The following is a 15,646-nucleotide window of genomic DNA, read 5'->3' on the forward strand; positions in this document are numbered from 1 at the left end:
GAAGGCAGCACGTGGACGAGTTCGAGGCGTTACTGGAGACCGCCGCCGCCCGGTTGCGGGCGGCGGAGAGCGGGAACCGCGAAGGGGTCCTGGACCCGGTCACGCCCGCGATCGCGGAGAAGCTGCTCTCGGCCACCGTGCCCGCGGGACACGACGCCGTCGACGTGGCGCTGATCGCGGGCATGCTCCTCTTCGCGCACGGCAACGCGTTGCCGCCAGGTGAGGCGCGAACGGCCGCGCTGGGGGCGGCCAGGTCCGTACTCGCCGAGGTCTCCCGGCACAGTGAGGGGATGGCACCCGCGGTGCGAGCGGCGATCGCGGCGGCCGTGGACCTCGACGACGTGGGCAACGTGCGCACCGGCAAGCACATGATGGAGATAGCGATCAAGACCGGCGACGCCAACGCGCTCGCGCACGCGATCTCCGGCTACCGCACCACGCTCCAGCAGGACGGTGGCGGCACCCACCCCGACCGTCTGGAGGCGATGTCCAACCTCTCCACCGCGTTGCGCATGAGGTACGAGCGCACCAGGCGCCTCGCCGACCTCGCGGAGGCGTTCGACTGGGCGGAACGTGCCGTCGAGGCCTCCGACCCCGGTTCACCGGCGCGCCCGAACCTTCTGACGACACTGGCCGTCTGCCTTGGCCTGCTAGCCGACCACACCGGAACGGAGGACCTGCGCGACCCCGCGGTCGACCATCTCCGCGAGGCGGTCGCCGCCACACCGGCCGACGATCCTCGGCGAACAGCGCGGCTGACGAACCTGGCGATCACGCTCCGCTCCCGCGCGCAACGGCGCCGATCCGTTCCCGATCTCGACGAGGCGATCGACCTGCTGCGCGCGACCGCGACCGCCGGCCGGCACCAGGAGCGAGCGGTGAGGCTGACCGCACTGGGCGCCGCTCTGGTGCTCAGGTACGAGTGGACCCGGGATCTGTCCGTTCTGGATGAAGCGGTCGAATCTCACCAGGAGGCACTGCGGATGACACAGCAGGACGACGCCCTGCAGCCGGCGCGGGCGGCCAACCTCGGCCTGACCCTGCGCGGCCGGTTCGAAGCGACCGGAGCGGACGAGGACCTGGACGCCGCGGTCGACGCGCTTCGCATCGCGTGGGACCATGGGTCGCCCCAGGACGTCCGGTTCGGAGCGTGGGCGTCGGACTTCGGCACCACCCTGCTGACACGCTTCGAACGGCACCGGGACTTCGCGGACCTGGAATTCGCGGTGCGGGCGTGTGATCGCGCGGTCGAGTGCACCGAGCCCGGCTCGCCCGACCTGGCGCGCCGGCTCTCGAACCTGGGCATGGTGCTCCGCGCGAACTACGACGAGACGTCGTCGGCAGAGGACCTGCGGATCTGCGTGGAACACCACCTGGCGGCCGTAGAGGCGTTGCCGGAGAACGAACCGGGAGCAGGAGCGATCCTGTCGAACTGCGCGAACGCGCTGCGGACGTCGTTCGAGCTGCTGGGCCGGACCGATCACCTCGACCTGGCGATCGAGACCGCGCGACGGGCGGTCGCGGCCGTTCCCGGCGGGCATGCGTCGTTGCCCCGTTACCGCTCGAACCTGGGGGCGATGCTGCGCGTGCGGTTCGTGCACGGCGGGGATGAGGCCGACCTCGACGCCGCGGTCGAGCATCAGCGGTACGCGGTCGACGAGAGCACGGAACTCGATCCCAGGCGCAACCGCTACCGGTCGAACCTCAGCAGCATCCTGCTCACCCGCTACGAGCGGACCGGTGGTGCCACGGACCTGGACGAGGCCATCGACGTCGCTCGGCAGGCCACCGGCACACGGTCGCTCTCGGCCATGGACCGGTTGAGGTGTCTTTCTGTTCTCGCCGCCGGCCTTGTCTCGAGGTTCGAGCGGTTCGGCGCGCTGGGCGATCTCAACGAGGCGATCGAGGCGAACCGCGAGACGGTGGAGGAACTCCCGCTCGGGCACGTCGACCGCAACCGGGCGTTGACGAACCTCACGACACTGGCGATGACCAGGTTCGTCAGGACCGAGTCCGGCGGTGACCTCGACGATGCCGTCCTCTCCGGGCGGGCGGCCGTCGAGAACACGCCGGCGGGACATCCGGATCGCGCCGGTCGGATGTCGAACCTTGGCATCGCACTGGAGTTGAGGTACCGGCTGAAGCGAGACCCCGAGGACCTCGACGAGGCCGTCCGGATGAGCCGTGGCGCGGTCGAGGCGACACCTGAGAAGGCGATCGGCCGGCCGGGCCGTGCGGCCAACCTAGGACTCGTCCTGCTGCGCAAGTACGAGCGCGACGGCGACGACGTGGATCTCGACGATGCCGTGCGCTACTGCACCGAAGCGGTCGATTCGGTTCCGCCGGAGCATCCCGACAGGGCCAAGTCCCTGCTCAACCTGGGCAGCGCGTTGCGTGCCCGTTCCGTCCGCGACGGCGCGGCCGATGACGCCGTGCGTGCCGAGCAGGTGTGGGAACAGGCGGGCGGCACGGCAAGCGCTGCGAGTTCGACGCGGCTGATCGCGTGCGCGGCACGCGGACGCGCCGCTGCGGAGCGCGGGGCGTGGCCGGTTGCGGTCGAGTCCTACGAGGCCGCTGTGGGCCTGCTGCCGGACCTGGTGTGGGCGGGCGCGCTGCGCAGCGACAGCGAGGACGCACTGGCCGGGTGGTCGAGTCTCGCCGCGGACGCCGGCGCTTCCGCCGTCGCGGCAGACCTTCCCGAACAGGCCCTCGAACTGCTCGAAGCCGGACGCGGTGTGCTGTGGGCGCGTCAGCTCGACCTCCGGGAGAACCTCGACGAGCTGGAGACGATCGACCCCGATCTGATCACCCGGATGAGGCACGTGCGAGCCCTTTTGGAAGGAGCGGGAACGCCGCCGGTGCACTATGGCCGGTAGGGCGGTAGCGCATCGGTCCAAAACGACGGGAACAGCAGAAGATGCAGGTGAGCCTCGAACGCGAGGTGTGGACTCTGGGCAAGCGGCTCGGCCGAGGTGGGTTTGGCGAGGTGCTGGAGGCGTGGACGGAGCGCGGCGAGATCGCTGCCGCGAAGCTGGTGCTCAAGGAGCCGGGAGCGGAACGCGAGCTCTTGTTCGTCGACCTCACCGGAGTGCGCCACGTGGTACCGGTGATCGACAGGGGTGAGACCGAGACGCACCTGGTGATCGTGATGACCAGGGCCGAGAAGTCGTTGCGGCAGCACCTGGAAGAGCGCGGGGGACCGCTGGACGTCGGTGAGGCCACGGCGATCCTCACCGACGTCGCCGAGACGTTCTCGGACCTCGCCGAGCGCGACGGGAGTGCGGTGATCCACCGGGACCTGAAGCCGGAGAACGTGCTCATGGTGCACGGCCGTTGGTGCACGTCCGATTTCGGCATCGCCAGGTACGCCGAGTCCACAGCCGACTCCAACACGCGCAGCCACGCCAGGTCTTCCGCGTACACCGCGCCCGAGCGGTGGCGGGACGAGGAGGTGACGACCGCAGCGGACGTGTACTCGTTCGGTGTCATGGCCTACGAGCTGCTCGCGGGCGAGCGGCCGTTCCGCGGCGACACCCACGAACTGCGCGATCAGCACCTGCACAAGGTGCCTCCGGCTCTGCCGGGTGTTGCCTCCCGGCTCGCGGCTCTGATCGACATGTGTCTGGCCAAACCGTCCGCCGCGCGGCCGCTGTCGGTCGATCTGCCCGGCAGACTCCGGCGCACCGAGATCATGCCCACCCTCCCCGGTGTGGCCGCGTTGCAGGCGGCGGGCCAGGTCGAGGCACGCAGGCGAGCTCAGCAGGCGGCGGACCTGTCGCTGGTGCAGACGAGGAGCGAGCAGCGGGAGGACCTGGTCGTTGCGGCGGCGGGAATCCTGAAGTGGATCGTCGCGGAGTTGAAGGCCACGATGTCGGCCGCGGCCTTTCCTGGAGACGTGGGTGTCACGGATCACGGACTGCGCGTCGGACTGGGCGACGCGACGCTCTCTCTGAACTGGCTCTCCCGTGTGCGGAACAACGTGTGGGGCGGCTGGGGCGAGGTTCCCTTCGACGTCGTCGCCTGCACGGAGATCAGCGTCGAGATGCCGGTGAACCACTGCGGCTACGAAGGCCGCTCGCACTCGCTGTGGTACTGCGACGTGGAGGATGCCGGACGTTTCCAGTGGTACGAAACGGGGTTCATGGTCTTCTCCCGGGACGAGATCGCGTCGGTCACCCCGTTCTCGATGTCGCCCAGTCCGGAGATCGGCATGGCGCTCAGCGGTGCGAGCGGACAGTGGAGACACGCGTGGCCGTTCATGCCGGTGGTGCCCGGCGACATGAACGACTTCGTCGACAGGTGGGCGAACACTCTCGCCCAGGCCATGGACGGCACCCTTACCGCGCCGAACCTGCGGCCTGAACGTCTGGTTGAGGACAGTTGGAGGAAGGTGTGATGGAGGGCGAACTCGTTCGGTGCGAACGGTGGACCTGGCGCGTCGGCAAGAAGATCAAGAAGGGCGGCTGGGCCACCGTGTACGAGGCCCTGTCCGAGCCCGGTGGTCTCGTCGGGGCGATCAAGCTCGTGCCGAAGGACCCAGGGGCCGAGCGAGAGCTGCTGTTCGCGAACGTGGCCGGCGTCCGGAACGTGGTGCCGATCATCGACGACGGTGAGACCGACGAGATGTGGGCGCTGGTCATGCCGAGAGCGGAGAAATCTCTGGACGAGCACCTGGCGGCGGTAGGAGGACCGCTCGACCTGTTGGCGTGCAAGGAGATCCTCGGCGACGTCGCGGCGACGCTCGCGGACCTGGACGTCGCTGCCCCCAAGGTGGTCCACCGCGACGTGAAGCCGCACAACGTGCTGCTCCTGGACGGTCGCTGGTGCACGGCGGACTTCGGTATCGCCCGGTACTCCGAGGCGTCCACCGGGCCGTTCACCCGCAAGGACAAGTGGTCTTCGCCGTACGCCGCGCCGGAGAGGTGGAGGAGCGAGCGGGTCACCAGCGCGTCGGACGTCTACTCGTTCGGGGTGATGGCCTACGAGCTGATGATGGGAAGGTTGCCGTTCGAGGGGAAGCGCGACGAACTCAAGCGTCAGCACCTGACCGTGAAACCCGATGTTCCCGCGACCGCGCCGCCTTCGCTCGCCTCGCTGGTGGACCAGTGCCTGCAGAAGGCGCCCGGTGGGCGCCCGATCGCGCAGAGCCTGCCGCAGCGGGTCGAGCGGCTCACCGAGACGGCGTGGTGAGCACGCTCCTGGTGATCATGGAGAGGAACGCCGCCCACTGGTCATGGGGGAGGCGCAGTGCAGGGACGGGATGTTTGCTGTCCCGCACGAGCACGCCGTCCGGGGTGAGGCACACCTCGACGCAGTCGTCACCGGACGTCGTGCTGCTCGCTGATGATCTGATCCAACGCGGGCCGGTCGTCATCGTGTCCTCGTGATCTTCATGAGGTGCGGGGACCTCGGTGGCGGTCGATGCGGTCTCTCAGTGCGTCGGCAGCGGGCCAGGACGAGCCTGTGAGAAGCGTCCGCGCTTCACGCCGCCGCTCCACTGCCTCTCCTGTCCGGCCGGTGTGGTCGAGGGCCGTCGCGAGATGTTCCAGGGAGACCGCGAGTTCCCAGCCGGCCTCACGGTCGCGACGCATGCGCACTGCCATGCGGTGAAAGTCGACGGCGTCGGCGTAGCGGTGGAGCTCCTGGTACGCGAGGCCGGTGACGTCGAACGCCTCGGACTCGACGGTGTGGTTGCCGAACCGTCGAGCGATCGCCGCGGCGCGCCGGCTCGCCTCCATCGCCCGCTCCGGTGCGTTCATGGCGATCTGGAGCCTGCCGAGCGCCACGAGACAGCCGCTTTCGAGTGGCAGCGATGTGTGGTCGCGGGCGATCACGAGCGCCCGCTGGATGCTTTCGAACGCCAGGTCGAATCTCCCGAGTTCCTGCTGCACCAGGCACAGTTCGCGCAGCGCACGGGCTTCGAGCGTTTCATCGCCGATCTCGCGCACCACGGCCACCGCAGCGGTGATGTGGTGTGCGGCCGCGGCGGGGTCGCCCAGCCGCGACAAGGTCACGCCGAGGTTCACCTCGATCACCGAGACGAGAGGTCGATTGCCCACCTCCGACGCGATCGAGAGGCTCTCCTCGAACGTGCTGAGCGCCGCGACCGGCCGGTGATCCACCAGGCGGGTCAGCCCGAGGTTGTGCATCGACCTGGCCACCCCGAGCCTGTCTCCGACCGCCCGGAACGCCGCGATCGCCGCGTCGAAGCAGTTCGTGGCCGTGCTGATGTCGCGCCGTGCGCGGTGCTTGATACCGATGCGGTCGAGCAGGACCCCCTCGCCGTACTGGTCGGGGACCTTCCTGGCCGCGTCCAGCGCGATTTGCTCCGCGTCGGCCCAGGTCCGTCCCGAGTCGCGGTTGTCGTAGATCCCGGCGAGCAGTGCGGGAAGCTGCCAGGCGATCGCCAGGTTTCCAGTGCGGGCCGCGGTTCTCGTCGCGTCGAGGAGGTTCGCCCTTTCGGTCTCGTACCAGTCCGCGGCGCGGTGGTGGTCGGACAGCGTGAGAGGCGAGACGCCCTCGGGCACGGCCGCGATCCGGATCGGCATGCGGTGCCGGGACGGCGCGAGGACCTGCCGGGCCGAATCCGCTGCGTGCAGGTACCAGGAGAGCACGCGCCGAGTCGCCGAGACCTGCTCGTCGGGAGGCTCGTCGAGGCGGGCCTGGTCGAGTGCGTACGCGCGCAGGAGGTCGTGGAACTGGTATCTGTCCGAGGCGATCTGGTCGATCAGGTGGTTCGCCACCAGGCCGTCCAGCAGGATCCGGGTGGTGCTGCCGTCCAGCCCCGCCAGGGCGGCGGACGCGGGGAGGCTGAACTGGGCGCCGGGATGCAGGCCGAGCAGCCGGAAGAGACGGGCGGCATCGGCCGTGAGCGCCCGGTAGGACCACGCGAACACCGCGCGCACCGCGCCCGATTCGTCGCCGTCTGCTGTGGACAGTGCCGTCCACAGCGCCGACTCGTCGCGCAGATCGGCCATGAGATCCGTGAGTCGTGTCCACGGGTGGGTGATGGCACGGTCGGCGGCGATCCGCAGCGCCAGCGGAAGACCCGCGCACAGCCTTGCCAGCTCGGTGAGGTCGGCGGGGTCGTCGGCGGACCGGTGCCCCGCCATCACCTCCCGCAGCAACGCGGCAGCCTCGGCCGAGTCGAGCACGTGCAGCGGCACCGACCACGCTCCCTCCCGAATGGACAGACCGGAGAGCTGGCTCCTGCTGGTGAGGAGCGCGAGGCAGCCGGCCGTGCCGGGCAGCAGCGGACGAACCTGCTCGGGCGAGATCGCGTTGTCCAACAGGACGAGGACCCGGCGCCCGGCGACGAGCGACCGGAACAGCGCGGCCTTCGCCTGAAGGTCGGCGGGAACATCTTTGGCCGCAACACCGAGGCCGCGCAGGAACTGGTCGAGTGCGGCGTCGGGCGCCACCGGCGGCCCAGGATCGTGCCCGCGCAGGTTGATGTAGAACTGACCGTCAGGAAAGCGGTGCTCGACGAGGTGCGCCCAGTGCACCGCGAGGGACGTCTTGCCCACGCCCGCTGTGCCCGTCACCACGCAGACGGCGGCGGTGTCACGCGCGGCGTCGAGGACGTCGTCCAGTCGGTCCAGCTCCGCGGTTCTGTTCACGAAGTGCCGCACGGCGCCAGGCAGTTGACGCGGACGGCCGTGCGCGAAACCGCGGTCCTGGACGTGTACGTCGCCGTAGATGTCCCGGGCCTGGAAGGCGTTGTGAGCGGAACCGCTCATCTCCGAGTGGGTGGTAGCCGCCGTTGCCCGGTCCTCTTCGTCGTCTCCCGACATGCGCGCACCACCTGACGTCGCCTCCTGAAGTCTGGTAGTGGCGATAAGGGGGCGGCAAGCACCCATTCGAAGTCTTGCCGGAGTCAGCCTGTCGCGGGGAGCGACAGCACGTGCCGCAGCTTGTCGGACGGCAACCACGCCGTGGGCTTCGCATCCCGGCCCACCGCGAAGCGCGGGATACTAACGCCGCGACGTCGGCGAGCGATGGACAGAACGTGAGTGCGTCGACGGAGCGTGCGAAGCTCGCGCAGCGGTTCAGCGGTGACATGCGCCAGGGAGTGAGTGAGCTCGCTCGTCTTGGCTACCCGGCGACGGTGTTCCAACGCATGATGGCCGACCACGGCGCGGTAGAAGCCGCACGACGGCTCGTGCTCGATCCCACACCGACCTATGGCTTGTGGCGACTGCAAGAACTGAAGCGACTCGACGCCAGCGTGGAGATGTGGGTTCTCCTGCCCTGGTATGAACCGCTGTTCGACCAGCCGATCAGAGACCAGGCGGAACGCAAACTCCGGCTTCTGAAGGTCGATGTCGATCGTGAGCTTCGGCAGCTTGTTGCTCGCCTCACGTCGACCGCGTGAGCGGTGAGGATCGCTGAAAGTGCCTGCGGGCATACTCAAGTGATCGTCCATTATGGATAGATCGACGGTGCGGCTAGGTGGTGTTCGCCTGCGCTCGAGGTGGCTCCAGCTGACAGACCGGTTGTGAGCACCGCTGCGACAGGTCCGTGCGGGCCGGCTCCTGGATGATCGGTTGTGTCCTGACCTCCGCGTCGCGGAAGTGATCGTCTCCGTGGCGTTTCTCGCCGGGAGCGACTCTCGCTCCGCACGTTGCGTCAGGGCGGCTCCCTCGTCGTGTTCCCCGGCGCCTGCTGATGGTGGCCCCGCCCAGGTATTCAGTGCCTGAGTGGGGCTCGGTAAGTGGGCTGCTGTTCGCAGAGTTACGACCGGGTTGTGGTCGCAACCTGAAATAAGATTCCAGTCGTGGTTGCGCGCTGTGATGGCGTTGACGTTGTCGCTGTGACAACATGTGTCCGTGCTGTCATTCTGGCTTGGCGTATTGGGTAACGTGGTGGCGAACGTTGTCTTCTGGGCTCTTCTGGGTGTCGTGTTCTGGGGGATCGCCAAAGCCTCGCGTGAGAAGATCGCCCGGTTTCTCGGGCTTGGGCGGTCGAATCACGTCAGAATCATCTTGTCGAACATATGGCGACCTGAGGGCAGTATGAGACAGGTCGGGTTCAGCATCTCGCGGCATGAGCTGCAGGCGTCGAACATCGTGACCACGTTTCTTCAGAACAATCAAGGGCGGGCGCCGGACATCGTGCGCGGACTTGTCGACCATCTGTGGTTGCGCGGTCGGATCAACTCCTCCGTCGATGTTTCGCCTCCGGGTGACGTCGACACGGTCGATGCGACCGAGGCACTCATCGTGATCGGCAGCGCTTGCTGCAACTCCTATCGCAGGCACTACCTCGCGAGTGGGGCAGTGGCGGCTTCGCTGGAGAATGAGGTGCTCATCGGATATGGCGTCAACGCGGACGACGTGCACCGGGTGTCAATAGATCGCGCGGGCGGTGACAAGCAGCTCGTGCAGTCCGAGCAGGGGCTTGCCGTGGTGGAGAAGATCGGCCGCCCGGATCGTTCGGGAAGTGTGTTCTTCTGTTATGGGGCGCGGTCGGAGGGGAGTTGGCTTGCGGCTGATTTCCTGGTCAGGAACTGGAGAAGTCTCGATCGTGAATTCAAGGGTGAGCCATTTGTCGTCTGTCTGGGCTTCCCGTATGCCGAAAGCTTTTCGTCGATGTACGTGGAGCCCGGTAGCGTGACGGTCCTGGCGAGAATTTCTCCTTGATAATCTCGGCGCTTCGTGTCGACTTCTTTCTGGACGGATGAAGGTCGACCTGCCTGTCGCGGCCGGTGGGGAACTGGAGTAACGGGATCCAGTCAGGATTCGATCCGACGTGGCAACAGGGCTGGTCGAGTCATGGCATCTTGAAGCAAAGCCACCCGGAAGCAGCACAGCGCTGCAGCGGCGGAAACCAGTAGGTTGGTCGTCGTGTGCGGGATCGGAGGGTGCGTTCTCCGGAACGGAGCAGCGCCGTCTCTCGAACGGCTGTCCGCGCTTCGGGCCGCGTTGAGCCACCGCGGTCCGGACGGCTCCGGGACCGAGGTCTTCGGAAACGTGGGTTTCGTGCACGCACGCCTTGCCATAGTCGACACCACCGACGCGGCGCGGCAACCGATGTGCGACCGTGAAAGCGGCTGGTCGTTGAATTACAACGGCGAGATCTACAACCACCTGGAGCTTCGGCGCCGTGGTGGAGGCGCGAGTCTTGCATCCGCGGGGGACACGGCGACTTTGCTGCGTGGGTTCGTCGAACACGGGCCTGGCTACGTGTCACGGCTCAACGGCCAGTTCGCGCTGGCAGCCCTGGACTCTGCCCGTGGCCGCTTGTGGCTGACACGAGATCGGTTCGGCATCAAGCCTCTCTACATCGCCGAAGACGACGAGGGGCTGTGGTTCGCGAGCGAGCCTCAGGCTCTCGTCGCCTGCGGAATTCGCCCGGTGTGGCAGGCCGGCGGATTGCAGTCGATGCTGGAGGGGTCGTGCTACTCCGGCGAGTCGACGCTCGCGGCCGGTATCCGGAGGGTTGCACCTGGTGTGTGGACGTCGGTCGACGTGAACACCGGAGAGATCGCGCACTCCGCCTGGACGAGGATTGCCGACAGTGTCCAGCGAGGAGCCACAGGGAGGCCTGGGCGTCGACGTCGTTGGACGGACGAACTCGAGAACGTTCTTCGCAAGGCTGTGCACGATTCGTTGCTCGCCGACGTCCCCATCGGCTCGCTGTGTTCGGGAGGCGTCGATTCGAGCCTGGTCACGGCGTACGCGGCGGAGGTGAAGCCAGGTCTCGTGGCATTCGGCGCGCGGCACGCCGGTGACCCCGGTCTGGACGAAGGTCCAGCAGCTCGCCGTGCCGCCGCGGCGATCGGTGTGGAGTTGGACCTGCTGGACGTGACCGCGGAGAACTGGCGCGACGGTTTCGTCGAGTCCACTGTGCACTTCGGTGCACCGCTGCCCAACTCAAGCGCCGTGGTCGTCGCACAGATGGCCGCACGAGCGCGGGAGCGGGGTTTCAAGGTGCTGCTGACCGGAGAAGGCGCCGATGAGCTCTTCGCCGGCTATGGCGGCCTGCACCGGGCTGCCCTGTCGAGGTTCGGCTCCCCGTGGGCAAGAGCGGTCCGAGCGCTGGAACCACTCCTGGTTCCAGGCCCGGGGGACAACGGGTCGATCCGGCGCAGAGTCCGAGCGCTGGGAGTGCGCCGGCGCACGGAGCCGACCTGGTCGTCGCTGACGAGCGTGCGGGACGGCCTGGTGACACCCGTCGAGGCCCGCGCTGCCTACCGCCACCACCCCGGCGCACGTGGGGACCTGGAAGCGGCACTTCTCGCCCGCATGGACTACACCTTGTGTCACCTGTTGAACCGCATGGACAAGAACATGATGCAGCACTCTGTCGAGGCACGGGTCCCGTTCCTGGACCCTGCTGTGCTCGAACTCGTGCTGAACCTTCCTCTCGAAGTGCGAACCGGCCCGTGGAGCAAGGGGATCCTGCGTGACGTCGCCAGGAGGACACTTCCCCGTGAGATCGCGCATCGGCCGAAGATCTACGGAATGGGATTCGCGGCGGACAGGTGGATCGAGGAGGCGGCCGATCCGGCGTTCATGACGGAGGGAGTGCTGCGCGACGTTCTGGGACTGACACGAGCAGAGATGAGTGAGCAGGTGGCGAAAGCCGTCAAGGCCACGCGCATCAGGATCTGGTCGGCAGAGGTGTGGTGCAGATCCGTGCTGATGGGCGAATCCACCGCCTCGATCGAAGCCGACCTGTGGCTGAACGGGCCCTGAAGGACCGCTCGTCGTGGCGGGATGTCGTCCTGCCTCTCCACGAGCGTCACCGCTCTGGATGGCGGTACGCACCGGTCGATGCCGGGGAGAAGGCGGGCCACCAGCCGTCGCCGAGTCTTTCGGCGGTGTCGCAACGGTGCCAGTACGGACCCTGAGGCCCGTTGATGTGCGGCAGCACCGCCAGGCGGCCGTCCTCCGCTCCGACGAAGACGTTGAAGTGCCCGTTGCCCGCGCTGAGCGCCGACAGGTCGCGAGATCCGGACCTGCCGAACGGTGCGCCGAGCGGGTTGAACCGATCCACGGGCGTCCAGCCGCGGTCGTGCCACCACCACCGGTTCCACACCGTGCCCGACGTGTCCAGCACGAACACCTCGATCTGTTCGGCCCAGCCGCTGATGGCAGCGACCGCGACCGCCACCGGCTCGAACGGGGCTCTGCGCCACGCGGTCCACTCCGCCGCGGGACGTGTGGTGTCCAGCCAGCGATGCTCCAGATCTCCGGCCGAGTTGACCTGGAACACCTCGGTCCTGAGGTCGGAAGCCGCCACAGCGCTGATCTTCACCTGCCGTCACTCCTTCAGTTCTCGCCCGTCCAGGAGATCGAGATCAGCCCCAGTGAGGGTCAGGTCGCCCGCTGACAGGTTCTCGTCGAGATGGTCGAGCGATCCCGTACCGGGTATCGGCACCACAGCCGGAGATCTGCTCAGCAGCCAGGCAAGGGCAACACGGGCCGTCGAGGTCCGGTGCCTTCGCGCGACGAGTGCGAGCGGGCCGGCGACCGCTCGCGCCAGTGAACCACGCTGGAGCGGGAACCAGGGAAGAAAGGCGATGCCCTCAGAGGTACATCGATCGACCAGGGCGTCGTCACCGCGATCGGCAACGCTGTACCTGTTCTGCACCGACGCTATCGGGACGATTCGACGTGCTCGTTCGAGCTGGCTCATGGTGATGTTGCACAGCCCGACGTGGCGGATGGAGCCCTCCTCGCGGAGGCGGGCCATCGCTTCGACGGACTGCTCGAACTGCACCGCCGGATCCACGGCGTGCAGTTGGTAGAGCTCGATTCGATCGAGCCGGAGGCGGGTGAGCGACTCCTCGCAGCAGCGCTTGAGCCTGTCCGGTGCCGCGTCGGGGATCCAGGTTCCGGGGCTCGGGCACGTCAGTCCTCCCTTGGTCGCGATCACCAGACCTTCGCGGTACGGCCACAGTGTTCGAGCGATCATTTCCTCGGACAGGTGCGGGCCGTAGCAGTCCGCGGTGTCGATGACGTCGGCCTTCCGCGCTGCGGCGAGAAGCACCGATTCGGAGTTCTCCGGCACCTCGGGACCGCCGAAGCCGTTGGGGCCCAGCAGACGCAAGGCGCCGAAGCCGATGCGTCGCACGTCGCGATCGCCGAGCCGCGTCAGGCTGCCGTTCACGGGTGTCCGGTTCGATCGGCTTCGTGCCCGCCCTTCAACAGCGCCGAATCGGGGAACCTGACGTGCCGGGCGATCGCGGCCGCTCGACGGTGGCGGATACGTCTGAGCGAGGACACCGCGTTCTCGGTGCTCTTGCCGGTCTGGATCAGCGACCGTGAGTCACCGACGAGCGGTTCGACCGAGGTGATGTGCCGCTCGACGTCGATCAAGTCTGCTTCCACGAGCCGTTCGACGGCGAGCGCGAGCCTCGGCTGCGCCGCGGCGAGCTTCTCGGCCGGCTGGGGAACCAGACACAGCAGTTCCTCCATGCGACGCCGGTAGCCCTGGTACTCGACGTGCATTCGTCCGCTGAGCGGTACTTCCGTGAGCGGAGGAAGCATCGTCGGGCGCAGCACTTCCTGGTAGAAGTCTGCGGGAATGGCCAACGCGTGCGCCCGCGCGCCCGCGAACCCCTCGACGATGGACGTGGCGGAGCAGACGGCCGCCACGGCGGCGTTGTAGCTGCCGCGACGCAGTGCCTCGGCGGCGTCGTTCACCGCGTAGGCGGCGTGGACGTTCAGCAAGGCGTGCAGCTGATGACCGATGATCCAGCGGCGGAGCCACACCTCCTCGATCGCCAGATCACGCCGGGGCGAGGGCGGTGGCGGTGTCGAGGACTCGTGCCGTGGTCCGGAATCGCCGTCGAGCACCGCGATGACCGCGGACCCGAGTCGCCCGAGATCACTGCCCGACATCGGCGCGTCGACCAGGTCTTCTGCCGTGTCGGCGATAACCCGGAGACAGTGCCAGAGCAGCTGATCGGCCGTGAGGGCCGCGGTGCGGATTCGGAAGTACTGCTGGATCGGGGACCGTGTCGGTGGTGGCGGTTCTCCGCGCTGAGCCTTCAGCTCGATCGCCAGCCCGTCCGCCTCACTCGCGGCGACCGTGCGGATCGTGGTCACGCTGTTCATGCGGTGTGCGGTTTCGGTGAAACCGTTGAGTCCGGCCAGAGCCGCCTTCACCGCGGGCACGTCGACCGGAGCTCTGCGACCGGTGGGGCGGTCCCGCAGTGGATCACCGAAGATCGCCACGGCCGGCAGGAGGCGGTCCAGTTCCTCGGCCGCCGGCGGCAGGCTGGGTGTGCGGTCCTGGACCATCAACGTCCCCCCGGTGGCGCATCGCAGGGAGGCATCTCCGCCACGGCGTCGATCACGGCGTTCAGATGTCTGTCGACGGTGTGATGCTCGAGCACGTCGCCCAGTGCCCGCGTGCCGAGACGTGACCGAAGATCGTTGTTACTGACCAGTTCGTGCAGGTGATCAGCCCACGAGGTCTCGTCGGAGCCCGGATCGACGAGCACTCCGTTGTGTCGATCGTGCAGCTGCAGCGGGATACCGCCGACCGCGGCGGCGACCACCGGTTTTCCTCGGAGCATCGCTTCGGTCACCGTGAGCCCGAAGCCTTCCTGCACGCTCTTCTGCAGGATCACGTCCGCGGCCGACTGGACGGTTCGCACGGCGTCGTCGTGCTCGGCGGTGCCGCAGTTCTCGATCACTCCGATGTGGACTCGGGACGAGATGTCCGGCGCGGCCTTCTTCCATTCTTCCAAGCAGAGTTCGAGTTCTGCCCGCTCGGACGCGGACTGGGCGCTCGGTCCCACCACCAGCCCCACGAACGACGGCACTCGTGCGGCGACTTCGGCGAAGACGCGAAACGCTCCGGACATGTCTTTCAGCGGATCCCAGCGGGAGAGTTGCGCCGCGACAACCTGATGCGGTTCGTCGAACAGGCGGTCCTGCCCGGTCAGCCACGTCAACGGCCACGCCGCCGGCGGCGAGGAGAGCGCTCGTCTTGCCTCGTCGCGGTCGAGCGGGATGCTCTTCGGCGCGGACGGATCGACCCCTGGCGAGGCGAAGATGCTGCTGTCACGCAACGCCGGAGGCGCGTATTCGGGACGGTAGAACACTCTTCCGCCCGCGGCGGCCACGTTCGGACCGACGATCTCCCAGTAGCCGTCGACCAGTTCGTTCTGGTCACCGGTTCCGATGTGGGCGTGCCACAGGAGGGAGTCTCGCCACGGACGCAGCTCGGGCAGGACCGGCGCCGTCTGGGTGTCGTGCAACACGAGGAAGTCCGAAGGACGGAGGAGCTGCACCAGTTCGGGAGCGGCCGCACGACCGAACTCGACGAACTCTGCTGTCCGGACTGGGAATTCCGCGCGCCAGTCCGCTGCCACTGACCGCCCGTGCGCCAGGAGGTGGAAGAACTCCAGTGAGGGCCGAGCCTTCGGTGAGGTGGTGAGATCGACCCAGAGAACGTCGATGCCCGCGCCCCGCAGATAGGGGATCGTGCCTCGCATGATCTCGTACACGCCGCCCTTGCGCTGGTCGTCGCCGGTGACGTTGACCAGCCGCCGGCCTTTCAACGCGCCGGCGGCCCACTCGAGCCGTTCGTTGAACGCCCGCACTCGGTCGGCGCCGAGAACGGATTCCAGCCGACCTGTGTCATATGCCAACACTTCGTGGTGACGCACTCGGCCTCCGTCCGGCAT

The 15,646-nt window shown here is 67.8% G+C and carries 12 protein-coding genes; 6 read left to right on the top strand and 6 right to left on the bottom strand.

All coding sequences use genetic code 11. From position 1 onward, the window contains the following. The first annotated feature begins 11 nt into the window (after positions 1–11). Genes ORI60_RS17725 through ORI60_RS17735 form a run of 3 tightly spaced genes read left to right on the top strand, consistent with a single transcriptional unit; the run spans position 12 to position 5,190 of the window. A complete protein-coding gene (locus ORI60_RS17725; protein ID WP_266038516.1) occupies positions 12–2,876 on the top strand; it encodes a hypothetical protein in 2,865 nt (954 codons plus the stop codon). 47 nt (positions 2,877–2,923) lie between these two features. After that, positions 2,924–4,396 carry a serine/threonine-protein kinase gene (locus tag ORI60_RS17730; RefSeq protein WP_266038517.1) on the top strand — a complete coding sequence of 491 codons (1,473 nt, stop codon included), beginning with the start codon at positions 2,924–2,926 and terminating at the stop codon, positions 4,394–4,396. After that, positions 4,396–5,190 (top strand): serine/threonine-protein kinase, encoded by a 795-nt coding sequence (locus ORI60_RS17735; RefSeq protein WP_266038519.1) that lies wholly within the window; start codon positions 4,396–4,398, stop codon positions 5,188–5,190. Before ORI60_RS17730 ends, ORI60_RS17735 begins: the two co-directional genes overlap by 1 nt. Here ORI60_RS17735 and ORI60_RS17740 read toward each other — a convergent pair. After that, positions 5,171–5,374 (bottom strand): DUF397 domain-containing protein, encoded by a 204-nt coding sequence (locus tag ORI60_RS17740; RefSeq protein WP_266038520.1) that lies wholly within the window; start codon positions 5,372–5,374, stop codon positions 5,171–5,173. The genes ORI60_RS17735 and ORI60_RS17740 overlap by 20 nt on opposite strands. A gap of 16 nt (positions 5,375–5,390) precedes the next feature. Then, positions 5,391–7,739, bottom strand: a complete 2,349-nt coding sequence (locus tag ORI60_RS17745) for an ATP-binding protein (RefSeq protein ID WP_266038522.1) — start codon at positions 7,737–7,739, stop codon at positions 5,391–5,393. 269 nt (positions 7,740–8,008) lie between these two features. Here ORI60_RS17745 and ORI60_RS17750 point away from each other — a divergent pair, with 269 nt between their 5' ends. The 3 genes from ORI60_RS17750 (at position 8,009) to asnB (ending at position 11,699) form a co-directional block, all read left to right on the top strand. Beyond that, on the top strand, positions 8,009–8,374 hold the full coding sequence (locus ORI60_RS17750) for a hypothetical protein (RefSeq protein WP_266038524.1): 366 nt from the start codon (positions 8,009–8,011) through the stop codon (positions 8,372–8,374). 454 nt (positions 8,375–8,828) lie between these two features. Beyond that, complete coding sequence (locus ORI60_RS17755) at positions 8,829–9,641, top strand: hypothetical protein (protein ID WP_266038525.1); 813 nt, start codon at positions 8,829–8,831, stop codon at positions 9,639–9,641. Between the two features lie 204 nt (positions 9,642–9,845). Continuing rightward, on the top strand, positions 9,846–11,699 hold the full coding sequence (asnB, locus tag ORI60_RS17760; protein ID WP_266038526.1) for an asparagine synthase (glutamine-hydrolyzing): 1,854 nt from the start codon (positions 9,846–9,848) through the stop codon (positions 11,697–11,699). 46 nt (positions 11,700–11,745) lie between these two features. Here the strand turns inward: asnB and ORI60_RS17765 are convergent, their stop codons facing one another. Genes ORI60_RS17765 through ORI60_RS17780 form a run of 4 tightly spaced genes read right to left on the bottom strand, consistent with a single transcriptional unit; the run spans position 11,746 to position 15,646 of the window. After that, positions 11,746–12,261 carry a hypothetical protein gene (locus ORI60_RS17765; protein ID WP_266038527.1) on the bottom strand — a complete coding sequence of 172 codons (516 nt, stop codon included), beginning with the start codon at positions 12,259–12,261 and terminating at the stop codon, positions 11,746–11,748. A gap of 6 nt (positions 12,262–12,267) precedes the next feature. Next, positions 12,268–13,116 (bottom strand): aldo/keto reductase, encoded by an 849-nt coding sequence (locus ORI60_RS17770; RefSeq protein ID WP_266038528.1) that lies wholly within the window; start codon positions 13,114–13,116, stop codon positions 12,268–12,270. Next, the gene (locus ORI60_RS17775) at positions 13,113–14,252 is read right to left on the bottom strand and encodes a hypothetical protein (RefSeq protein ID WP_266038529.1); all 1,140 of its coding nucleotides are present in this window, start codon (positions 14,250–14,252) and stop codon (positions 13,113–13,115) included. The genes ORI60_RS17770 and ORI60_RS17775 overlap by 4 nt, the downstream gene beginning before the upstream one ends. Continuing rightward, a complete protein-coding gene (locus ORI60_RS17780) occupies positions 14,252–15,646 on the bottom strand; it encodes a glycosyltransferase (RefSeq protein ID WP_266038530.1) in 1,395 nt (464 codons plus the stop codon). The genes ORI60_RS17775 and ORI60_RS17780 overlap by 1 nt, the downstream gene beginning before the upstream one ends.

The organism is Lentzea sp. NEAU-D7, from assembly GCF_026242055.1.
Taxonomy (GTDB): Bacteria; Actinomycetota; Actinomycetes; order Mycobacteriales; family Pseudonocardiaceae; genus Lentzea.